This is a genomic window from Streptomyces ovatisporus (assembly GCF_042653885.1).
Classification (GTDB): Bacteria; Actinomycetota; Actinomycetes; order Streptomycetales; family Streptomycetaceae; genus Streptomyces; species Streptomyces ovatisporus.
The window spans coordinates 148,404-172,113 of record NZ_JBHSFH010000006.1; the positions used below are offsets into that span (position 1 = coordinate 148,404).

General features: G+C 71.4%; 9 protein-coding genes. 4 read left to right on the forward strand and 5 right to left on the reverse strand.

Annotated elements, in window-relative coordinates; translation table 11 throughout:
* The 3 genes from ACFPA8_RS11995 to panD all read right to left on the reverse strand — a co-directional run bounded on the left by ACFPA8_RS11995 (position 1) and on the right by panD (position 11,611).
* Positions 1–3,279, reverse strand: a complete 3,279-nt coding sequence (locus ACFPA8_RS11995) for an amino acid adenylation domain-containing protein (RefSeq protein WP_386446664.1) — start codon at positions 3,277–3,279, stop codon at positions 1–3.
* Complete coding sequence (locus ACFPA8_RS12000; RefSeq protein WP_386446666.1) at positions 3,276–11,042, reverse strand: amino acid adenylation domain-containing protein; 7,767 nt, start codon at positions 11,040–11,042, stop codon at positions 3,276–3,278. Before ACFPA8_RS12000 ends, ACFPA8_RS11995 begins: the two co-directional genes overlap by 4 nt.
* A gap of 140 nt (positions 11,043–11,182) precedes the next feature.
* Positions 11,183–11,611, reverse strand: coding sequence for an aspartate 1-decarboxylase (gene panD, locus ACFPA8_RS12005; protein ID WP_386446669.1), 429 nt, complete (start codon positions 11,609–11,611; stop codon positions 11,183–11,185).
* Between the two features lie 419 nt (positions 11,612–12,030).
* Here panD and ACFPA8_RS12010 point away from each other — a divergent pair, with 419 nt between their 5' ends.
* On the forward strand, positions 12,031–12,831 hold the full coding sequence (locus tag ACFPA8_RS12010; RefSeq protein ID WP_386446672.1) for a tryptophan 2,3-dioxygenase: 801 nt from the start codon (positions 12,031–12,033) through the stop codon (positions 12,829–12,831).
* A gap of 81 nt (positions 12,832–12,912) precedes the next feature.
* On the opposite strand, the gene ACFPA8_RS12015 is transcribed toward ACFPA8_RS12010, so the two are convergent.
* Complete coding sequence (locus ACFPA8_RS12015; RefSeq protein ID WP_386446675.1) at positions 12,913–13,833, reverse strand: LysR family transcriptional regulator; 921 nt, start codon at positions 13,831–13,833, stop codon at positions 12,913–12,915.
* 153 nt (positions 13,834–13,986) lie between these two features.
* Here ACFPA8_RS12015 and ACFPA8_RS12020 point away from each other — a divergent pair, with 153 nt between their 5' ends.
* Both ACFPA8_RS12020 and yczE read left to right on the forward strand, forming a co-directional pair.
* Complete coding sequence (locus ACFPA8_RS12020) at positions 13,987–15,591, forward strand: alpha-amylase family glycosyl hydrolase (RefSeq protein WP_386446678.1); 1,605 nt, start codon at positions 13,987–13,989, stop codon at positions 15,589–15,591.
* Between the two features lie 10 nt (positions 15,592–15,601).
* Positions 15,602–16,219, forward strand: a complete 618-nt coding sequence (gene yczE / locus ACFPA8_RS12025; protein ID WP_386446680.1) for a membrane protein YczE — start codon at positions 15,602–15,604, stop codon at positions 16,217–16,219.
* Between the two features lie 85 nt (positions 16,220–16,304).
* Here yczE and ACFPA8_RS12030 read toward each other — a convergent pair whose 3' ends face one another.
* The gene (locus tag ACFPA8_RS12030; RefSeq protein ID WP_386446683.1) at positions 16,305–16,931 is read right to left on the reverse strand and encodes a class I SAM-dependent methyltransferase; all 627 of its coding nucleotides are present in this window, start codon (positions 16,929–16,931) and stop codon (positions 16,305–16,307) included.
* Positions 16,932–17,422: 491 nt separating this feature from the next.
* On the opposite strand from ACFPA8_RS12030, the gene ACFPA8_RS12035 reads away from it, so the two are divergent.
* Positions 17,423–23,695, forward strand: coding sequence for an amino acid adenylation domain-containing protein (locus ACFPA8_RS12035; protein WP_386446686.1), 6,273 nt, complete (start codon positions 17,423–17,425; stop codon positions 23,693–23,695).
* The last annotated feature ends 15 nt before the right edge of the window (positions 23,696–23,710 follow it).

Consider the following 23,710-nt stretch of genomic DNA (forward strand, 5'->3'; position numbering starts at 1 on the left):
TCAGTTCTCCTTGCCGTTCCTGGTCCTGCCGGCGGCCTTCCGCCGCGGGCGTGACGTGCGCGGCTTCGCCACCAGCTCCGGGCCCCCGGAGCCGAGCGCCGCCGTGCCGGACAGTTCCGCGGCGAAGGCGGCCAGCACCGGCTGCTCGAAGAGGGTCCGCACGCGTACGTCCTTGTGCAGAGCGGCCTTGAGCCTGCCGGTCACGCGTGTGGCGAGCAGGGAGTGACCGCCGAGTTCGAAGAAGTCGTCGTACGCGCCGACCCGGTCCACGCCGAGCAGTTCGCTCCACACCTGTGCGATCTGCTCCTCGACCTCGTCGCGAGGGGCGACGTACTCCCCGGACGCTCCCGTACGTCCGGTGCCGGGAGCGGGGAGGGCCCGCCTGTCGACCTTGCCGTTCGCCGTCAGCGGCAGCGCGTCGAGGAGGACGGCGGCGGCGGGGACCATGTACTCGGGCAGGCCCGCCCGGGCGAGCCCGATCAGCTCGGCAGCGGTTCCCTCCCGTGCGTCCGTGTCGCGCTCCCCCACGCCGGGCACGACGGCGTACGCGACGAGCCGCACATCGCCCGGCCGGTCCTCAAGCGGCACGACAAGGACGTCACGCACCGCCGGATGGTCCTTCAGGACCTGCTCGATCTCACCCGGCTCCACCCGGAAGCCGCGGACCTTGACCTGATCGTCCACCCGCCCCAGCACTTCCAGCTCGCCGTCGGGGAGCTGCCGCGCGAGGTCGCCCGACCGGTACATCCGTCCGCCGCCGCCGGCGAACGGATCCGGCAGGAAGCGCTCCTCGGTCAGCTCGGGCAGGTTCCGGTAGCCGCGGGCGACGCCCGGCCCGGAGACGTACATCTCTCCCGCGACTCCTCTCGGGACCGGGCGCAGATGCTTGTCGAGGAGACGGATGCTCAGGTCGGGCAGCGGGCACCCGATGTTGCTGCGGACGCCCGAGGCGAGGTCCTGCCGGGTCACCCGGTGGAACGTGGCGTGCACGGTGACCTCGGTGATGCCGTACAGGTTGACCAGACGGGGCTCGTCGTCGCCGAAGTGGTCGAACCAGGGCGCCAGCGCCGGCACGTCGAGGTACTCGCCCGCGAAGAGCACGTACCGCAGCGGCGGCTGCTTCGCGTCGCTCTCGACCGCGTGCTGCATGTACGGACGGAACGCGGAGGGCGTCTGGCTGAAGACGGTGACTCCCTCCTCGGCGAGCAGGGTGTGCAGCGCGTCCGGGGCGCGCACCGTCTCGCGCGGCACGACCACCAGGCGTGCGCCCGTCGCGAAGGCACCCCACATCTCGTAGACCGACACGTCGAAGGCGTACGAGTGGCACAGGCTCCACACGTCCTCGGCCCCGGTGTCCAGGAGCCGTTCCGCACCGCGCACCAGGCGGACGACGTTGGAGTGGGGCAGCTCCACGCCCTTCGGGCGCCCCGTCGAGCCCGAGGTGTAGATGACGTACGCCAGGCCGGAGGGCCCGGTGTCCGGCGAGGGAGCCGACGTCTCGCGGGCCAGGATCGCGTCCGCGTCCCGGTCCAGGTCCACGACCCGGCCGTCGAAGCCGGGGGCGTGCTCCGCGGCGGCGCCGTGCGTGACGAGCAGCGAGGCACCCGCGTCCGCGAGCACATAGGCCATGCGCTCGCGGGGCTGGGCCAGGTCGAGGGGCACGTACGCCGCTCCGCTCTTGAGCACTCCCAGGACGCCCACGACCATGTCGGACGAACGCTCCAGGCACAGACCGACCCGTTCCTCCGGTCCCGCGCCGAGGTCGCGCAGGTGGTGGGCGAGACGGTTCGCGCGCTCCTCCAGCTCCCGGTACGTGAGGGTGTCGGTGCCGCAGACGAGCGCCACCGTGTCGGGCGTACGGGCGGCCTGACGGCTGAAGATCTCGTGGAGGCAGGCGTCGGCGTCCTCCGCGACGGCCTCCGGCCGGTGCCCGCCGTCCAGCAGTCCGACGCGCTCCTCGGGGGTGTACGGCTCGATCTCGCCGAGGGTGCGGCCCGGGTCCCCGGCCATGCCGCCGAGCAGGTGGTTGAAGTGGCTCAGCAGGGTCTCCGCGACCGGTTCGGGGAAGCGGCGCCGGTCGTGCACCAGCCGCGGCGGCAGGTCCTCCTGGGGGAAGACGACCATGGTCAGCGGATAGTGCGGCCTGCCGTCGTAGGAGAAGCCGGTGATCTCCAGTCCGTGCAGCGCCATGTCGGGCGGCGGCGTGTTCTCGAAGGCGAGGTCGGTCTCGAACAGCGTGTGTCCGCCCGGCAGTTCGGCCCACTGGGGGAACAGGTGCAGGGGGACGTCGGCGTGTTCGCGCGCGGCGGTCATCGAGTCCTGGAGGCGCCGCAGCCACGGGAGCAGACGCTCGGCGGGATCGATGCGGGCCCGCACGGGCGTGGTGGTGATCATCGGGCCGACGATCGTCTCCGCGCCGGGAAGGTCGCTGGGCCGGTGCGTGGAGGTGGCACCGCTGATGACGTCGTCACGGCCGGTGTACCGGCCCAGCAGGAGCAACCAGGCGCCCTGTACGAGGGTGTTGAGCGTGAGCCGGTTCTCGCGTGCGAGCTCGTCCAGGTCCCTGACGAGCGAGCCGAGAGAGCGGTCCGGGACGAAGCTGTGCGTGGGGCCCTGCAGCTCCGTCGCCGGCGGGCCGATCTCGAGTGCGGGCGAAGGGACGTATCCGGCCAGTTCACGGCGCCAGAAGGCCTCCGCCCCCTTCATGTCGTGCTGCTTCCACCACGCCACGTAGTCCCTGTAGGAGCGGGCGGGCGCCAGACCGGACGGCTCCGCGCGGCAGTGGGCGGCGTAGAGCGCGGCGAACTCCTGGAGGACGAGGCCGAAGGACCAGCCGTCCATGATCAGGTGCGGGAAGCTCCAGAAGAGGCGGTACAGGCCGTCCTCGAGACGGATCAGGGCGAGCTTCATCAGCGGCGGCCTGCGCAGGTCGAAGCCGAGGCGGCGCTGTTCGGCGCGGAACGCCTCGTAGCGCCCCTCCCGCTCGCCCGGAGGGACGTCGCGCCAGTCGTGCTCCTCGACGGGGACGTCGACGTGGCGGTGGACGGCCTGGAGGGACTTGCCCACTTCCTCCCAGTGGAAGCCCGTACGCAGGATCGGGTGCCGTCCGGCGACGTCCTGCCATGCCTTGCGGAAGGCCGCCGGGTCGACGTGCCCGCTCAGGGTGAACGAGAGCTGTTCCAGGTACACGCCGGATTCGGGTGCGAACAGGCTGTGGAAGAGCATGCCTTCCTGAATGGGCGTCAGCTCGTAGACGTCCTGCAGATTCTCGGGCTTCACGAGGCCTCCTCGGCGTGTGCGGTCGGGCCGGCTCCGGACGGGGAGGTCCCGGAGATCTCGCCGTTCCCGGTGAAGGCGCCGAGGAACGTGTCGAGTGTGTTCTGGTCCAGTCCGGCGAGCGGGAAGTCGTCGGGGCTGATCACCGCGTCGTCGGTGTCACGGCAGTGCGCGGCGATCCGCCGGAAGGCGTCCGGAAGCGCCTCGCTCAGGGCGGCCAGCGGCGCGCCTGCCGACTCGTCGGCACGGCAGGCGAGCGTCGCCCGCAGCCGGCCCTGTGCCGTATGGGTGGTGAGCGTGACCGGATGGTCCGCCCCGTCCAGCGCCGGCGGCTCCGTCAGCCGCAGACGCCCCTCGGGCGGAAGGTCCAGCTCGCCCAGGTGACGGACCAGCACCTGGGCGGGCGACGTGCCGGAGCTCCAAGATCCGTGCCGGCACTGGTCCTTGACGGTGCGGAGCAGCCCGCCGACGTCCGGGTCCTCCCCGGTAACCGCCTCGAACGCCAGCGGGAGAAGGGTGTTGAAGCTGCCGGTCGTGAACTCCGCCCCCGCACCGGCCTCCTCACGTCCCCGCAGGTCGTTCTCCAGGTCGCACCGGAGACGGCGGGGGCCGCCGGTCGCGGAAACGGCCAGTACGAAGGCAGCCGCCACCGTCTCGGAGGGTGTGAGCCGGTACGTGGCCGAAGCGCCCTCGATCAGCGCCGCCGTCTCCTCCGCGGTGAGCCCTGTGCGGAGGGCGTGCTCGGTGTCGCCGTCCGCGATGTCCAGGACGCCGGGGGCCGCTGTGTCCACCGGTCCGTCCTCGCCGCGCGTCCCGGAGCCGTCGGCGTTGCCCTCCTCGCTCGCAAGAGCGGCCAGGGCCCGTGCCTGCTGCGCGTCCTGGACGGGCAGCGCCGGGTCCTCTCCGCGCGCGGCGGCCTCGACGGCGGAGCAGAAGTCGCCGAGGAGCGCTCGCCAGGAGCCGCCGTCGACGAACAGTTCGTGGACGAGCCACACCATGCGTCGCTCGGTCCCGCCCAGGCGGAAGAGCGCCGCCTTGGCGACGGGGCCGAGTTGCGGGCACAGTTCCTCGCGCATCTCCCCGACCATGCTGGCGAAGGCACGCTCGCGGCGGTCCTCGGGCAGTGCGGTCAGGTCGATGTCGGGGACCGCGGTGTCGTCGGGCTCCGGAGCCTTGCGGGCGATCTGCCGGCGACCGTCCACCTCGGCCAGCCGCGAGTGCAGCGCCGTGTGACGCGCCGTCACTGCGTCGAGGGCCGATTCGAGCCATGCGGGCTCGACTTCGGGAGCGACCCGCAACTCGGCTCGGTGAACTCCCGCGGGCAGCCCGGGGGAAGCCGACTCGATGAGCTGGTTCTGGCGCCGGGTCGGCGGCTCGCCCGACGTCGCGCCGGCGACGGTTGCGCCGCGCGCTTCGAGTTCGGCGGCCAGTTCCTCCAGTGTCTCGTGCTGGAACAGGTCGGCCGCGGTGAACTCCAGCCCCTCGGCGTTGGCACGGGAGACGATCTGGATACCCATGATCGAGTTGCCGCCCACCGAGAAGAAGTTGTCACGGGGACCGACCCCGGACACTCCGACGACCTCTCCGACGATCTCCGCCAGCCGTGCTGCGAGCGGCCCGGCGTCGGCCCCCGGTCCGTTCCCGGCGCGCACCGGATCGGGCAGCGCCGCACGGTCGACCTTGCCGTTCGCCGTGAGCGGCAGCCGGTCCAGGACGAGGAAGGCGGCCGGCACCGTGTAGCTCGGCAGTACCCGCGCGGCCAGCTCCCTGACCTCGTCGAGCAGCGCCTCGTCGGACTCGGGCGTACGCTCGCCGGCCGGGACGTCCGGCACGACGTAGGCCACGAGACGACGGTTGTGCCGGTCGCCCGGTGCCGCGGCGGCGGCGGTGCGTACGCCCTCGTGCCGCGTCAGCGCCGACTCGATCTCGCCGAGCTCGATGCGGAATCCGCCGATCTTGACCTGGAAGTCCTCACGGCCGAGGAACTCCAGCGTCCCGTCGGGCAGTCGCCGTCCGAGGTCACCCGTGCGGTACAGCCGTTCGCCCGTCTCCGGCCAGGTGACGAAGGACGCCCGGGTGCGCTCCTCGTCCCGCCAGTAGCCGAGGGCGAGTCCGGAGCCCCCGATGTACAGCTCACCGGTGACCCAGACCGGACAGGTCTCCATCCGGTCGTTGAGCACGTGGAACGTCTGGTTGCGCAGCGGCGTGCCGTAGGGGACGGAGTCCCGGGCACCGTCCGTGTCCGGGTCGACCGGATGCCAGATGGACCAGACGGCCGCCTCCGTGGCGCCGCCCAGGCTGACCGGCTTCGCCCGCGGTGCCACCTCCCGGAGCTGCGCGGGGAGTTCGACGGGAATCCAGTCGCCCGACATCAGGGCGAGCCGGAGCGGGTGCCCGTCCGCGTCGTGGTGTGCGGGCGGTACGCCGTCGGCGTCCGCTCCCGCCGCCCGGCCGCCGCGGAGGTGTTCGACGTACATGCGCAGCAGGGCGGGGACGCTGTTCCACAGCGTGACCCGGTGCCGGCGCACCAGCTCGTCCCAGTGCTCGGGGTCGCGGCTCGTGCCGGGGAGGGGGAGGACGAGCCTGCCTCCTGCGCCCAGGACCCCGAAGACGTCGTAGACGGACAGGTCGAAGCTGAGCGACGAGAGTCCGAGCACCGCGTCGTCGGGACCGACGGAGAAGCGCTCGTTGATGTCCTGCAAGGTGTTCAGCGCGGCCTGGTGGGAGAGCATGACGCCCTTGGGTTCGCCGGTCGAACCCGAGGTGAAGATGACGTAGGCGAGGTCGGAGGGCGTCTGCACCGGCTCGGGCGGTGTGCCGTCCGCTCCGGGCCCGTCCGGGTCGGCACCGAGGTCGACCTCGATCTCGCGTATCCCCTCGGCCCATGTGTGCTCGGCCCCGCCCTTCGGTGCGAGGACGAGCCGTACTTCGCCGCGCTCACACAGGTGGTCCTGCCGTTCGGCGGGCAGCGCGGGGTCGACCGGCAGGTAGGCGGCGCCGGCGAGCTGCACGGCGAGCGCCGCGACGACCTGTTCGCAGCTCTTCTCGACGGCCACGGCGACCAGCCGGCCGGGACCGGCCCCCAGACCGCGCAGCCGGTGCGCCAGAACGCATGCGTGCGCGCGCAGCCGCCCGTAGGTCAGCTCGGCACCGGCCGCGGTGACGGCGATGCGGTCGGGTTCCTCCGCCGCCCTCGCCATCAGCGGTGCGTAGAGGAAGTCCTGCGGGAACGGTCCGCCGGTCGCGTTGACCCGCTCCGTGAGCTCGCGCTGCTCCGCGGGCGGCGGGCACCGGACGGTGTCCGTCCACGCCGCCTCCGACGTCGCGAGATCCGACACCAGACGGTGGAAGGCGTCGAAGACCTCCTCGATCACCCCCTCGGGGAAGAGCTGCCTGACCCAGTGCCAGCTCAGCTGCACCCCGTCGGCGTTCTCCATGACGGCGAAGTCGAGCCACACCTGCGGCGTCTGAGCGATCTCGTGCTCCATGGAGCCCAGCCAGCCGAACATGGAGGCGTCCTCGGCCTCGTTCTCCTGCACCAGCGTGCTGGTGAACACCACGGGCATCACGGAGCCGCTGGTGCCGCCGCGCTGGCGGGCCAGCTCGCGGAGGATCTCCACCCCGTTGAGGTAGCGGTGCTCCAGGTCGGCCCAGCTCTGCCTCTGCATGCGGGCGGCGAGCTCGCCGAAGCTCTCCCCCCGCGAGAGGTCGACCGGCAGGAGGTCGAACGACGCGAACTCTCCGACGAGGTCGCGGACGTCCTCGTGCACCTGGAGCCGGTTGATCACGGTGACGTTCAGCGTGAAGGAGGCCGACCGCGACCAGGTGCCCAGCGCGGCGGCGTAGGCGGTGAGCAGGGCCGCGGACGGCGTCACGCCCGCGGACGCGGCGCGTTCCTTGAAGGCGTCCCACAGCGCGGTCGGCAACAAGGCGTTCCGTGCGGTGAATTCGGGGTCCTTCAGGGAGCCCGGGTTGAGGGCCAGCGGAAGGTCCGGGCCGGGAGGCAGTTCGGCCACGCGGCCGCGCCAGTACTCCAGGGACCGCTCGTAGAGGGCGGTGTCCCGCAGCTCCTCGGACGCGAGCACGTAGTCGCGGTACGAGATGCGCAGCGGCCGGATCTCGTCCTCGCGGCGCTGGTAGTACCTGCGCCAGTCCCGCACCAGGAGCCGGATGCTGCCGATGTCGGCGATGAGCAGGTCGAAACTGAAGTGCAGGCGGGCGCGGTTCTCGGGGAGGAGCGTCACCCGCACGTCGAACAGGGGCCACTCGTCCGCGGGCCGGACCTCGCGGGAGAACTTCTCGCGCAGCTCGGCCAGCCGGCGGTCGCCCTCCCCGGCGGGGACGTCTCGCAGGTCCAGCAGTCCGAAACGGTAGGGCCCGGTGTCCTGGAGGATGCGCTGGCGGCCGTCGCTCCCGATGACGGCACGCAGCATGTGGTGCCGCTCGACGACCTGCTGCCAGGCCGCCTCCAGGCGCTTGAGGTCGACGTCCGCGGCGAGTTCGACCTCCCAGTAGACGTGCGCCGCGACGTTCCCGCCGTCGAAGCTGTCCTGGCGGCCGATCCACTGAGCCTGCTGCATCTCGGACAACGGGAAGGGGTCGTGCAGCCGGTCCAAGTCGGGCCGGGCCGCAGGCAGTTCTTCACTGCCGGAGGCGCCGGTGCTGCCGGAGGCGCCGGTGCTGCCGGCCGTCCCGTCTGCCCCCTCGGGGTGCCCGGTTCCGGCCCCGCTGTCACCGAGCAACCCGGCCAGCCCGGCCACCGTCGGGTCGGCGAGGAGGTCGCTGAGCTTCACGGCGATGCCGAGGTCGGCCTTGATCCGCTCGACCATCCTGGCTGCCAGGAGCGAATGCCCTCCCAGCTCCATGAAGTTGTCGTGAACGCCGACGGGAGCGACGCCGAGCAGTTCCTGCCAGACGGCCACGAGGTCGCGGTCGCGGTCGTCGCGGGGTTCGACGTAGTCCGTGGTCAGGGCGGGCCTGGGGTCGAAGGCACCGACGGGCACAGGCTGGTCCGTGCCGGCTTCCTGCTCCGCCTCGGCGACCTGGAGCCGGTATCCCCCGGGCCTGGCGCGCCGACCGCCGGGGGCCGCCTCGATCCAGTACCGGCGCCGCTCGAACGGGTACGTCGGAAGGCCCGTACGCCTGGCCGTGCCGCCCTGGACCCTGTCCCAGTCGATCGCGCCGCCGGCCGTCCACACCCGGCCGAGCCCCAGCATGAACTGACGTGCGTCGTCCCGTTCCTCGCCCGCCGACGGCAGGAGGGGGACGGTGGTGGAGCCCCGGCCGCGCACGGTGGAACGGGCCAGGGTGCTGAGGGTGGCTCCGGGCCCGACCTCCAGCAGGATGCAGGGCCCGGACTCCGTGAGCGCCATGACGCCGTCGCTGAAGCGGACCGGTTCCCGGATGTGGTGGACCCAGTGGTCCGGGTCCGTCGCCCGCTCCGCGGTGATCCAGTCGCCTGTGCGGTTGTCCACGTACGGGACGGCCGGCTCGTGGAAGTCGATGCACGACAGCTCCGCGGCGAAGCGGCTCATCATCGGCTCGACCATGGCCGAGTGGAAGGCGTGTGAGGTGTGCAGTTCCCTGACGGGCGTGCCCTGTTCCTCGAGGAGCCGTGCGAAGGAACTTAGCTGCGGCGAGGGACCGGAGACCGCGCAGACGTCCGGGGCGTTGACCGCCGCCAGGGAGAGCCCCTCGGGCAGGCGCTCCCGTACCTCCTCCTCGGGCAGCGCGACGGACAGCATGCCCCCGGGCGGCAGCTCCTGCATCAGGCGTCCGCGTACGGCGACGAGCCGCAGGGCGTCGGGCAGTGAGAAGACACCGGAGCGGCAGCCCGCGACGATCTCGCCGACGCTGTGACCGACCATGGCGTCCGGACGGACCCCCGCACTCTCGAGCAGCCCGGCGAGGGCATAGCTGATGACGAACAGCGCGGGCTGGGCGAGGGCCGTCTGCCGCAGCAGGCCGGCCGCCGCACCCGGATCCGTGGCGGCAGCCGGATGGATCACCTCGCGCAGGTCGTGGCCGAGCTCGTCGAACAGCAGGTCGGCGCAGGTGTCCACGCAGTCGCGGAACACCGGCTCCTGCTCGTACAGATGCCGGCCCATGCCGGGGTACTGGCTGCCCTGGCCGGGGAACATGAAGGCGATCCGGGGCTCCGGGACCGACTGGGACGTGGCGACCGCGCCGGAGTCCCGTGTCCGCAGCGCCTCCTCAGCCTCCGCGGGGTCGGCGGCGACGACGAGCCTGCGGTGGTCGTGGGCCGTCCGTCCCTGCTGGAGCGTGGTCGCGGTGGCCGCCAGGTCTTCCGCGGCCGGACCGGCCAGTGCGGTGGCCAGCCCGTCGGTGGCCGCTTCGAGCGCCGCGGGTGTACGCGCGGAGAGAGGCAGCAGGAACAGGTCCCGCGTGAAGGGGACCGACGGCGGGGCCTCGGGGCCCTCTTCCAGGACGACGTGGGCGTTGGTGCCGCCCATGCCGAAGGAGCTGACGCCGATGCGCCGGGGCGTCGCGTCGGTCTCCCACTTCTCCAGTTCCGTGACGACCCTGAACCGCGTTTCGTCCAGCCGCAGTTCGGGATTGGGCTCGTCGAAGTTGAGGCTGGGCACGAGCTCCCGGTGCCGCAGCTGGAGGACGGCCTTGATGAACCCCGCGATCCCGGCCGCCTCCGCCAGGTGCCCCACGTTCGACTTCACGGAACTGAGCGCGCAGGACGCCGGGGAACCCGTACGCCGGCTGAAGACCCGGCTGAGCGCGGTGACCTCGATCGGGTCGCCCAGAGGCGTCGCCGTCCCGTGCCCTTCGAGCGCGGTCACGGTGTCCGGCTCGACCTCGCCGACACCGAGCGCGCCGGCGATCGCACGGGCCTGGCCGTCGACGCCCGGCGCCGTGTAACCCACCTTGGCCGAGCCGTCGTTGGTGACGGCCGAGCCCTTGACCACGGCGTCGATCCGGTCCCCGTCGGCCAGCGCGTCCACCAGCCTCTTGAGGACGACGGCGCCGACACCGCTGCCGAACATGGTGCCGCTGCCCGCGGCGTCGAAGGACCGGGTGTGGCCGTCGGCGGAGAAGATCATCCCTTGGCGGTGCAGGTAGCCGCGTCCCTGAGGCAGCCTCAGGGACGCTCCGCCCACGAGGGCGATGTCGCACTCCTGGCCGAGCAGCCCCTGTACGGCCATGTGCAGGGCCACCAGCGACGAGGAGCACGCCGTCTGCACGGATACGGCGGGCCCGTCGAGGCCGAGGCCGTAGCTGATCCTGGTGGCGAGGTAGTCCTTGTCGTTCGTCGTGAGCAGTTCGGTGACGTCGGCGATGTCGTCGAACCCCGGTCCGGCCGTGAGCAGGTGGGAGACGAGGTACGTGGAGAGGCTGCTGCCCGCGTACACGGCGATGGAGCCGGGGAAGTGCGCGGGTACGCACCCGGCGTCCTCCAGCGCGGCGTGCGCCGTCTCCAGCAGCATCCGCTGCTGGGGGTCCACCATGGCGGCGTCCCGGGCGTTGTAGCCGAAGAACGCCGCGTCGAAGAGCTCCGGCCCGTCGAGGACGGAGCCCGCCTTCACGTACGCCGGATCGGCGAGCAGTTCCTCGGGGACCCCTTTCTCCCGCAGCTCGCCGTCTCCGAAGAAGGCGACCGACTCCGTCCCACTGCGCAGGTTCTGCCAGAACCGCGCCACGTCCGGCGCGCCCGGGAACCGGCCGGCCATGCCGATCACCGCGATGTCGCCGTCGGCCGCCGACTCCGAGGGGGTGCTGTTGTGGGAAGTGGTCATACCCGGGCTCCTCCTGATGTGTGCGGGACGACCCCGGATTCCCGGGAGCCAGGTGCGCGCTGACGCCCCTTCGCGGGTCGGTGGAGGTCGTCCTCGGGCCGCGGTCGCGCGCCTGACGGCGGCCGGTCCGTACGGGTGGCTCAGACGATTCCGGCGCCGTCCGGGACGCCGTCCGGGACGTGCTCCCCGGGCCGGGACTCGGCCGGGTCGTGCCCCGTCCCGAGCCGCCGGTTCCGGCCGTCGACGAAGACCACCTGCGGCCGGTGCTTCTCCAGTTCGTCGTCCGAGAGCTGCGCGTAGCTGATGATGATCACGAGGTCGCCGGTGTGGACGAGCCTGGCGGCCGCTCCGTTGATCCCGATGACGCCGGAGCCGGCCTCGCCCTCGATGACGTACGTCTCGAGCCGCGCGCCGTTGTCGATGTCCACGACCTGTACGAGCTCACCGGGCAGCAGGTCGGAGGCGCGCATCAGGTCGGCGTCGACGGTCAGCGACCCGACGTAGTGCAGGTCCGCGTCCGTGACGGTGGCGCGGTGGATCTTCGACTTCAGCATTGTCCTGTACGGCATGGTCGGCCCCAAGCGGTGAGACGGTCTGGCCACACAGCGAGGATGCAGAGACGGCCGGGAAGAGTCGCACCTCGTTCAGAGAGGTCCTTCGTACCGGCGCGAGGGGCCCCGTCGGACAGCCACAAGAGCGGGGGTCGATGGAGTCGCCCGTCCGGCACTCCGGCCGTGGCCGTCGGCCCGGCCCGATCGGGCACCGTCGCCGGGCCCCGTCGGGCGGCCGGCCGTCCCGGCTGAGGGGCGCATGTCCGCGCGGGAGCCGCGTTCACAGGCCCGGGGGTGACGCGGCGGCAGTGCCGCACAGGCGCGCGGTGGCAATCCGGGTACGTAGGTCGGCCGCCTAGGAAGTGGTTGTGCGGCATGACGCCGACTTCCAGTCTGGGACACGGACTTGAGGCGGAATCCCGAGCCAAGGAGCACTGATGAACAGCTCGAGCGCCGGTCCCGAGACCGTAGGCGTGAACGGCTGCCCTCTGGCGCACCCGCCCTCCGGTGACGGTGACGCGGGACCCGGCTACAGCGACCTTCTCCGTCTGGACGAGCTCCTCGCTCTCCCTCCCGGGCCCACGGAGCTCCACGACGAGCACCTGTTCTACGTCGCGCACATGATCTACGAGCTGTGGTTCAAGGTGATCCTGGACGAGCTGGAGTGCGCGCGGGACAGCATGTTCACCGACGACGTCCCCCGCGCCCTCTACTGCCTTCGCCGGGTGGGGACCGTCGAGCGCGTCCTCGTCGGGCAGGTCGAGGTTCTGGAGACCATCAGTCCCGGAAGCTTCGCCAAGCTCAGGCCCTTCCTCTACCAGGCCAGCGGCATCCAGTCCGTGCAGTTCCGGGAGATCGAGTTCCTCTCCGGCCTCAAGGACGAGCACCATCTCGCCCGCGGCGATCTCCGTCCGGCGGACCGCGCGTCCCTGAAGAGGCGGCTGGCGGAGCCGAGTCTGGGCGACGCGTTCCGCGATCTGCGGCGCAGGCACGGGGACCCGGACCTCGCCGAGCTGCTCCGCGTCGAGATACCCGACTCCGACCTGCTCGCCGTCGCCGAGGCGCTGACGGACCACGACGAACTGTTCAGCATCTGGCGTTCCCGGCACGTGCACATGGTGGAGCGCATCATCGGCGCGAAACCCGGCACCGGCGGATCGAGCGGGGTGCACTATCTGCGTTCCACTCTCAACGAGAGGTTCTTCCCCGAACTCTGGGAGATGCGCACCCGCCTCTGACCGAGAGGTATCCGCGAAGTCAGGTGGCCGGCCGGAGTTGCAGGCAGGCGAGCTGCCGTAGGGGGTATCGGAACGCCATGGTCACGCCCGCCCGCGACGGCTGCTGTCCGCGGGTCGGGATTGCTCCCGCGCGATCCGGTGCGCGGTTTCCACCAGGCGGCTGAGACCGGGATTGTCCGCCGAAGCGCGCCAGGCGAGATGCAGCGTCGTCGTCGGGGTCGGCGGTGCGATGGGGACCATCGTGACGTCTGCGCCAAGGGTGTTGAAGGTGCTGGGCTGGATCGTGATTCCCTGGCCGGCGGCCACGAGCGCGACCTGGGTGGTCGTGTCGGGCGCCTGGAGGACGGTGCGGGGCTGGAAGCCTCGCTGTGCGCAGAGGCTGATGATCTGGTCGTAGAAGCCGAGCCCGTCGCGGCGGGGCCACATCACCAAGGTTTCGCCGGCGAGTTGGTCCAGGCGTACGGCTTCGGCCTCAGCCAGCCGATGGTCGGCGGGAAGTACGGCGGTGAGGTTCTCGGAGAACAACGGTTCCACTCGCAGGCCTGCGCCGGCTTCTGCTCCGCGGAGAAAGCCGGCGTCTATGCCGCCGTTGCACAGCGCTGTCAGTTGAGCGGTGATGCTGAGCTGGGAGACCGTCACCGTCAGTCCGGGCGCCTGACTGCGCAGTGAGCGAAGGATCGCTGGAACGAGGCGGGTGAGGGGGGCGCCACCGGCTCCCAGCCTGAGGCGGCCGAGCCGTCCCGCGGCGACATCACCGGCCGTCAGCGCGGCGTTGTCGAGCTGTTCCAGAGCCGGCTCGCAACCCTGCTGGAAGGCGTGACCCGCCGGGGTGAGGCCGACGTGCCGGCTTGTGCGAGTCAGAAGCGGAAAGCCCAACTCGCCCTCCAGGCGGCGTATCTGCTCACTGACCGTCGCCTGCGAGACGCCGAGAAGCTCGGCGGCCCGGCTGAAGTGCAGGCATTCCGCAACGGCGAGGAAGTAGCGCATCTGGCGAAGCTCCATACGCGCAATCTATAGGTTCCGCCGATGCAAGCAGAGGCCGATGCCTCTGGTTCCGATTGATCCAGCCGCCTAACGTCTGGCCCGGAGCAGGCATCCCTCGCGAAGGGGTGCCGGCGCCGAGCCAGCCATGACGCAAGGACGGAGACGAGGCAAGTGGACAGCCGGCACTGGTGGCAGGACGCGGTCTTCTATCAGATCTATCCCCGCAGCTTTGCCGACTCCGACGGAGACGGCGTGGGTGACCTGCCGGGGATCACCGCGAATCTGGATCACCTCAGCGACATGACCGGGGGGCTGGGCGTGGACGCCGTCTGGCTGTCGCCGTTCCACCCCTCGCCGGGGGCCGACTTCGGCTACGACATCAGCGATCACTGCGCCGTCGATCCGGTGTTCGGCACCCTCTCCGACTTCGACGAACTGCTCGCCGCCGCGCACCGCCGCGGCCTGCGGATCATCACCGACCTGGTTCCCAACCACACCTCTGATCAGCACCCCTGGTTCTCCGACTCCCGGTCGAGCCGGAGTTCGATGCGCCGGGACTGGTACATCTGGGCCGATCCCTCACCTGACGGGGGCCCGCCGAACAACTGGCTCAGCTGCTTCCCCGCCGCGGGCTCCGCGTGGACGCCCGACGAACTGACCGGGCAGTACTACCTGCACTCCTTCACGCGCCACCAGCCCGACCTCAATTGGTGGAACCCTCAGGTCCGCGCCGCCTTCGCCGATGTGATGCGGTTCTGGCTGAATCGCGGCGTGGACGGATTCCGGGTCGACGTACCGCACCGGATCCTGAAGGACCCGGAACTCCGCGACAACCCGCCCGCGCTGGCCGGCCTGCGCCGGGCGGCGCAGGCCCCGTCCGGCGTACGCCCCCGCAACCTCGACCATCCCGGGATACACGAAGTGATGCGTTTCATGCGACGCGTTCTCGACTCGTACCCGGATCGCATGATGGTCGGCGAGGTCGGAGTCACCGACCCACTGCGGCTTGCCGCGTATTCCGGCAGGGGCGACGAACTCCACCTTGCCTTCAACTTCGCATTCTGGTCGCAGCCCTGGTCCGCGGCCCGGTTCCAGGAGACGGTCGCCGTCGCGGAGTCCACACTGCCCTCGCACGCCTGGCCGACCTACGCGCTGTCCAACCACGACCTGCCGCGGGCAGCCGGCCGGTACGACCACGACGGGCACGGCCCCGAACGCATGCGATTGGCCGCCATGATGCTGCTCACCCTGCGGGGCACTCCCTTTCTGTACTACGGCGAAGAGATCGGCATGGCCGATGTGTTCATTCCAGCGACCGACAGGTTCGATCCCGACGGCCGCGACTCCCAGCGCAGTCCCATGCAGTGGGACCACTCGGAGCACTGCGGGTTCACCACCGGCCGGCCCTGGCTGCCCACTCCCGTGGCCCCCGGCACCGTCAGCGTGGCGGCCCAACGCGATGACCCGGGCTCGCTGCTGCACCTCTACCGCGACCTGCTCGCGCTCCGCCGCCGCCATCGAGCCCTGACCGGCGGCAGCTACCAGGCGATGGAAACGGGAAACGACGGGGTCTTCGCCTTTCAGCGCCGCACCGGCGAAGACCGACTGATCATCGCGCTCAATCTCACAGCAGCGCCGGCCACTGCCCAGATGCCCGGACTGCCCGCCGCGGGCCGGCGCCTGCACAGCACGCTGCCGCGTCCGAAGTCCTCCACCGCGCTCGACCCGTTGCAGCTCGCCCCCCACGAGGGCGTGATCGTGCAGCTGCCCACGTAGACCGATTCCAGTGACACTCATCCTGCGACGGTTCAGCCAGCAGTTCGCCGGCTGTGCCATGTACGGGCTCGGCATCGCACTCCAGGTCAACTCCGGCCTGGGTAACGCCCCTTGGGACGTACTGCACCACGGCCTTGCTCGCCGCACCAGTCTGACGATCGGCACATGCGTGGTCGTCACTGCCGCGCTGGCCTTGCTCCTGTGGATCCCGCTGCGCCAAAGACCTGGAATCGGCACCGTCACCAACGCCGTGGCGTTGGGGCCGTTCGCCGACCTCTTTCTTCATCTCCTGCCGGATCCGAACGGGGTGGTGTTCCGCTCCGGTTATCTCGTAGCGGCGATCGTGGCCACCGGCATAGGCACCGGCTGCTGCATAGGCTCGGGTCTTGGTCCAGGCCCACGCGACGGCCTGATGACCGGAATTGCTGCCCGCGGGCACTCCATCCGACTCGTCCGGACCGGAATCGAAGTCACCGTGCTCACCTCCGGATGGCTGCTCGGCGGTGCGGTCGGCATAGGCACCCTCCTCTTCGCCCTGACGATCGGTCCGCTCGCACAGCTGTCCCTGAGGCTGCTGTCCGTTCGGCCCACTCATCTCCCGGAGCACGGGACGAGGCATTCCCAATGATCAGTGGCCGTAGGCGATCAGTGATCCTTCGGAGACGGCGGCGGCACGCATGCTGCCGCGTCCCGGGGTCACATGGCGGCGCCGGTCACTTCCGGACCATGAGGAAGCACGCCATCTTCGAGTCGAGCGGTGGTTCCGGGAGACGCTCGATGGTGAAGTCGTCGCCGAACAGCTCGTGTTCCTCGCCCGGCCGGATGCCGCTGAGGAACCTCGACACGCCCTGGAACCGGAACCGGGGCAGCTCCTCGTCGTCGCTCTCGGTGTAGAAGCACCACAGAACGACCACCGATCCGGGATGGGAGAACCGCTTGAAGTTGGCGGCCATGTCCAGCCGGTCCTGTCCGGTCAGGTCGTCGAGAGTGCCGAAGTCGAGCAGCAGATCGTAGGTTCCCTCGACGCCGGGGATGGACGGCCGGGTGAGATCGCCCCGCAGGAACCGGACGCGGTCCGTGACCCCTGCTTCGACGGCGGCCTTCCTCGCCTTGCGGAGCGCTATGGGGGTGAAGTCCACGCCCGTCACGTCGTCGAAGCCCTGCTCCGCGAGGTACACGGAGCAGGTGCCGCTGCCGCAGCCGAGATCCAGTACGCGCTTCTGCTCGGTGGGCGAGATCCGGTTCTCCTTCACCAGCTCCACGAGGTTCTCCCGGACTCCGCCCTCCCAGGGCGCCCCGATCCGGTACAGCACGTTGTACATCCAGCGTTTGACAGTCACGGCGTTCTCCCTCTGGTGACGTTCGGGCTCAGAGCGCTCCTCTACGGGCGCATGGTCGCCAGGGCGCGACAGACCGGACAACCGCCATGAGCGCGCACGAACGACCACGAGGGCACGTAGCCGATCACCCCCCTCGGGCGACGAGTGGCCACATGGGCACGCGGCTGCACGCGGTCCGCCGCTCCCCCGCCGGCGCGCTGCTCCGTCCCCTCCGCCTGGCACGGGGCGTGCTCGTCGGGCGTACTTGCGTCCCGCCGCCGGCTGCCTCCGACGGCCGCTTCCCGGAGGTGAAATCGCCTGGCCGGTACGGCACTCGGCCGGGGAGCGGCCTGGAAGTGCATGGCATTCGGGGCGAGTCTCCCGTGCCCGTTCGGTCACGTCGCCCGGGGCTTGGGCTGTGCCTGCGCCGACCCGGATGATCCTGCCGGGACGCGTACGTGCCGTTCTGCCGCGCGCACGCCGCCAGACCGTCGAGATTGGGGACCAGCGTCATGACTGTCAGCATCCCGGCCGGCACCGAGCTTTCCGCCCGGAGTCTCCTCGACATCCTCCGCGTGCGGGCCGAACAGGCGCCGGAGGCCCCTGCCTTCCGCTTCCCCGCCTTCGACGAGCGGTCCGGCCGGGAGCTGCCGGCCACCGGCCTCACCCGCGGCCAGCTCGACACCCGGGCCCGCGCGGTGGCCGCGACCCTCCAGCAGAGCGGCGCGCAGGGCAAGCGCGTCCTGCTGCTGCTCCCGCCGGGACCGGACTTCGTGGCGGGTCAGTTCGGCTGCTACTACGCGGGCGCCTGCGTCGTGGCCTGCGCGCCTCCCAAGGGCGCACCCGACACCGTCCAGGGCGAGCGCTTCGTCCAGATCGGGCTGGACGCGGGCGTCGCCGCAGTGGTCTGCCAGGCCGAGCGGAGCGAGGAACTGCGCACCGCCTGGCGGGAGGCGGGCGTCGGCGGCGTGCCGTGGATCGAGGTGGACGGCGAGTGCGCCGACGCGGACCTGTGGACCCCGCCGGAGATCGCGGGCACCGACCTCGCGCTGATGCAGTACACCTCGGGATCCACGGGTTCGCCCAAGGGCGTCATGGTCTCCCAGGACAATCTGCTCGAACAGCTCCGTGTCTTCCGTGACCTCGCCGAACTGCCCGACGGCGCGGAGGTCGTGACGTGGATGCCGGTCTACCACGCGCTCGGCATCGCCGGGACCGTGACGATGTCCCAGTTCATCGGCGGCCGGTGCACGCTCCTGACACCCGACGACTTCGTCGCCGAGCCGTTCCGGTGGCTCAAGGCGATCTCCGACGCCACGGCACCGGTGTTCAGCTGCGGCCCGAACTTCGCCTACGACCGGTGCGTCGAGCATGTGTCCCCCGAGCAGCGCGACCAGCTCGACCTCGGGCACTGGCACTCCGCATTCAACGCGGCGGAGCGCATCCAGGCCCGCACCATCGAAGCGTTCACCCGGACCTTCGCCCCGCACGGCTTCCGGCAGGAGGCGTGGTTCCCGGGATACGGGCTCACCGAGGCGACCCTCGGCGTCAGCGGCCGCCGCAGCGCGAACCCGCTCACCCTCAAGGTGGACGCCGCGGAGCTGGAACAGGGGCGCGCCCGCCTCCCGGAGAACGGCACCGGAGCGCGCGCCGCCCAGCTCGTCGGCTGCGGCCCCGCTCATCCACGGGTCCGCATGCTGATCGTCGACCCCGCCACGCGCCGCGAATGCGGCTCCGACGAGGTCGGCGAGATCTGGATAGCCGGAGACGTGGTCAACCAGGGCTACTGGCAGCGTCCCGAGCAGACGGAGGAGACCTTCGCAGGCCACCTCCACGACGGTACGGGGCCCTTCCTGCGCTCCGGCGATCTCGCCTTCCGGCACGACGACGAGATCGTGGTGTGCGGCCGGCTCAAGGAGCTCATCATCGTGCGGGGGCGCAACATCCACCCCCAGGACGTCGAGGCTGCCGCTCGCCGGGCGCACCCGGCCCTGGCGACCGCACCCGGCGCCGCGTTCTCCGTCGACGCGGAGGAGGGCGAGCGCCTGGTAGTCGTCCAGTCGGTCCAGGACGCCGACGGCGATCTGGACCTCGCCGCGCTCGGCGCCCGCGTCCGTACGGCCGTCGCCGCGGACGAGGAAGTCGAGCCGCACACCGTGGTGTTCGTGAAACCCGACGGGATACCGATGACCGGCAGCGGCAAGATCCGCCGCACCACCTGCCGGCAGTCCTACCTCGACGGCGAGATCGACGCCCTGCACACCGACGTCGCACGCGCCCGGTCCGCCTCCGCCCCGCAGGACGCCGGGACGGAGCAGGCAGCGGCGGCGCCGCTGCGGGACATGGCTCTCGCCCTCCCCGGTGAACTGCGCGGCCAAGTGGTGACGGCCGAGGTGCGCCGCCGCATCGCCGAGGCCCTCGGCATCCCCCAGGACGACCTGCCCCCGGACACGCCCCTCATCGCGCTCGGCCTGGAGTCGCTGCGCATCGTGGAGCTGCGCTACGCCCTCGGCCGCGACTTCGATGTGTCGCTGCCCATGGCCGACTTCGTGCGCGGCAGTGTGACGGACGTGGTGACGCGCCTCCTTCGCGGGCTGCAGGGCGACAGCCCGCAGAGCATCGCGTGGCCCGAGGTGGTGGCCGATCCGGCGAACCGGCACGAGCCCTTCCCCCTGACCGAGATCCAGCACGGCTATCTCGTCGGCCGCAGCAGCGCTTACGACCTGGGCGGCTCGTCGATCCACCTCTACACGGAGTACGACTGCCCGGACCTGGACCCGGAGCGGCTGCGCCGCGCACTGAACGCCCTGGTCGAGCGGCAGGAGATGCTCCGGGCGGTGATCTCCGCGGACGGACGCCAGCGCATCCTGCCCGAGGTGGACGAGGTACCCGTCACGGTCTACGACCACCGGGGCTCCGAACGGTCCGTCCTCGACGCCCATCTGGACAAGCTCCGGGACGAACTGGGCCATCAGGTCCTGCCGTTGGACCACTGGCCGATGTTCGACGTCCGCGTCACGCGGACCGGTGACCCCGGCGGGACCCGGGCCCGCGTCCACGTGAGTCTGGACCTGCTCGTGGCGGACGTCGCGAGCGTCCGCCTGTTCTTCCTCGAACTGGGCGACCTCTACACCGACCCGGAAGCGCAACTCCCGCCTCTCGGGGTGTCGTTCCGCGACTACGTCATCGCCGCACAGGGGCTGCGGGACACCGACGCCTACGAGCGGTCGAAGGCGTACTGGCTCGACCGGATCGAGACGCTGCCGCCCAACCCGCAACTCCCGCTCCTCAGCAGCGCCCTGCCCGAGGACACCCGGCCGGAACGCAGGCGCCGCCTCAGCAGGCTGGACGCGGACTCCTGGAGCCGGGTGAAGGAGCGGGCAGCGGCGCACGGCATCACACCGTCCGCCGTCCAACTCGCCGCCTACGCGGCCGTTCTGGGGACCTGGAGCCGCAGCGGCCACTTCACGATCGACGTCCCGCTGTTCAACCGGCACCCGCTGCACCCGGACATCGACCGTATCGTCGGCGACTTCACCTCGGTGACGCTGCTCGAGGTCGACCTGCGGCCCGGCGACGGTTTCCTCGCCCTCGCCCAGCGCATCCAGCAGCAGCTGTGGCGGGACCTGGACCACCGCTTCTTCAGCGGGGTCGAGGTGATGCGTGAGATCACCCGGCGGCACGGTGTCCCGGCCGGCTCCTACGCGGGCATCGTCTTCGCCAGCGCCCGCGAACAGGGCCGCGACCAGGACTTCCAGCAGGGCGAACTGGGCGCGGACTGGCTGGGCGAGACGGTGTGCGCGGTCTCGCAGACACCGCAGGTCCTCCTCGACCACCAGGTCTACGAGGACAAGGGCGCCCTCTCGTACAAGTGGGACGCGGTCGAGGCGATGTTCCCCCCGGGCGTCATGGACGACATGTTCGGCGCCTACGACCGTCTCCTCCACGCCCTCTCGGACGGCGAGGAGGCATGGGGACCGGACGGGACGAACCTGCTCCCGCCCGCACAGCGGCAGTTGACGGACGAGGCCAACGACACCGCCGGCGAATCGCCCGACGAGCTGCTCTGCACCGCCATCGTCGAACAGGCCCGGAACCACCCCGACCGCGTCGCCGTCATCGCCTCCGGCGGCTCGCTCACGTACGGCGACATGTACCGGCACGCCTGCCGCCTGGGACGCCGTCTCCGCCGGCTCGGCGCGGTCCCCGGCAGCATCGTGGCCGTCTCCCTGCCCAAGTGCGTCGAGCAGATCACCGCGGTGCTCGCGGTGCACCTCTCCGGTGCCGCCTATACGCCGCTCGACCCCGACCTGCCGCAGGAACGGCAGGACCGGCTCCTCAGGCACTCCGGCGCCCGGCTCGTCCTGACCCCCGCGGGCGGTTCGGGGCTCACACGGCCCGCGGACGTGACGGAGGTGCCCGTCGGCCCCGACGGGACGGGCGACACGGAGTCCGGTGACGCCCGGGAGACCGGCGACGACTCCCCGCTCGCCACCGTCCAGAACCCGGACGATCTCGCCTACGTCCTCTACACCTCCGGTTCCACCGGCGAACCCAAGGGCGTCGCCCAGTCCCACCGTTCGGTGCTCAACACCGTCGCGGACTTCGCCGACCGCTGCGCGCTCACCGCCGACGACCGGGCACTCGGTCTCTCCGCGCTCAGCTTCGACCTCTCCGTCGGCGACCTGTTCGCCACGCTGCGCAGCGGCGGCGCCCTGGTGCTGCCGGACCCGGGAGCCCTCAAGGACCCGGGGCACTGGCTGGAGCTGATGGCCGAACACCGCGTCACCGTATGGAACTCCGTGCCCGCGCTGATGCGGATGCTGGTCGAGCACATCGGCGTACCGGAGGTGTGGAGTGGTGCCGCCCACCCCGGCCTGGAGGCACTGCGCCTCGTCTGGTTCTCGGGCGACTGGATCCCCGTCGACCTGCCCGGCCGCGTACGGTCGATCGCGCCGCAGGCACGTGTGGTCGCCTCCGGCGGCCCGACCGAGACCGCGATCTGGTGCGTCGCCCACGAGGTGACCGACGCCGACGCCGACCGCGTCTCCATCCCCTACGGCCGTCCCATGCGCAACCACACCATCGACATCCTCAACGACCGCATGGAGACGTGCCCCGTGTGGGTCCCCGGCGAGATGTACATCGGCGGCAGCGGACTGGCCGACGGCTACTGGCGGGACCCGGAACGCACGGCGGAGTCCTTCGTGACCGACCCCGCGTCCGGACGCCGGCTGTACCGGTCGGGCGACCTCGGACGCCGGCTCCCCGACGGCGAGATCGAGATTCTCGGGCGGGAAGACTTCCAGGTGAAGATCCGCGGCCACCGCATCGAACTCGGCGAGGTCGAAGCCGCACTGCTGCGCCACGGCGGCGTCCGCGAGGCGGCTGTCGTCCCCGTGGGCGAGAGCCACGAGAGCAGGCGCCTCGCGGCCGTGTACGTCCCCGCCGGCTCGGGGCGCGCCGCCGAGGAGAGCAAGGACGCGGAGAGGGCCGCGGAGAGGGCCGCGGAGCCGGTCTCCGGCAGGCACGACGTGTACGACGAGGCCCTCGGCGAGGTGCTGACCGATCCGATCGAGCGGCTGGAGTTCAAAGCGCGGCGGCCCGGCCTGCGCAAGGACCTGGCCGGAGGCGCACACCCGCTGACCACCGCTCCCCCGTTCCCGGCGCGTGCTGCGCGGCCCGGCGCACCGCCCCGCAGGAGCCGCCGCACGTACGGCACCGGGCCGCTGCCGCTCGCCGCGCTCGGAAGGCTCCTGGAACCCCTGCGCACGGAGGCGGCGGACGGCGGAGTGCTGCCCCGCTGCCGGTACGCCTCGGCCGGCGCCCTGTACCCCGTCCAGACCTACGTGTACGTCGCAGAGGGCCGGGTCGAAGGGCTTGCCGGAGGCACCTACTACCACGACCCCGACGGTCACCGGCTGGTCGAGGTCCGGCGGGGAGCGTCGCTCGACCCCGGAATCCACGCGCCCGACAACCAGGAGACGCACCGCGACGCCGCCTTCGCGGTCTTCCTCGTCGCGCAGCTCGACGCCGTCGAGCCGCTGTACGGAAAGCGGGCCCGGGACTTCTGCCTGCTCGAAGCGGGCCTGATGACCCAGCTCCTGGACAACGCCGCGCCCGAACACGGCATCGGGCTCTGCCAGGTCGGCTACTTCCACGGCACGGACGCACTGCACGCCGCGCTGGAGCTGGGTCCGTCCGCGGACGTCGTGCACGGTCTGCTCGGAGGTGTGCTCGCCGAGGAGGACGAGGACAGCCGAAACACCTCCGCCCAGGGGAAGTTGGCCGACGTGCTGCCCCGAAGCCTGGCCGCCTCGCTGCCCGGCTACATGGTTCCCGCCACCTACGTCGAAGTGCCCGAGCTCCCTCTCACTACCCGGGGCAAGCTCGACCGCGCCGCGTTGCGGCGGCTCGCCGAGGAGGCCGGATCCGAAACCGCCGGGGACGACGAGGCCGGCCAGGACGACGGCGGAGCGGAGAACGAGACCGAGTCCGTGATCCTCTCGGTCTTCCGTGCCGAACTGAGGACGAAGGCGGCGACGGTCCGCGACCGGTTCTTCGACATGGGGGCCGATTCCGTCGCCCTCGTGCGCATCCACCGGGCACTTCAGACGGCGCTGGACCGGGAGTTCCCGCTGATGACCATGTTCGAGCACTCCACGATCCGGCGCCTCTCCGATTTCCTGTCCGGGGCACGGCCCGAACAGGACACCGTCGACGAGGCGTTCGCCAGGGCCCGTCTCAGGTCCCGGCACCGCCGTCCCGCGGGGCGCCGTGAGTGAGCGAGGACGTGCAGC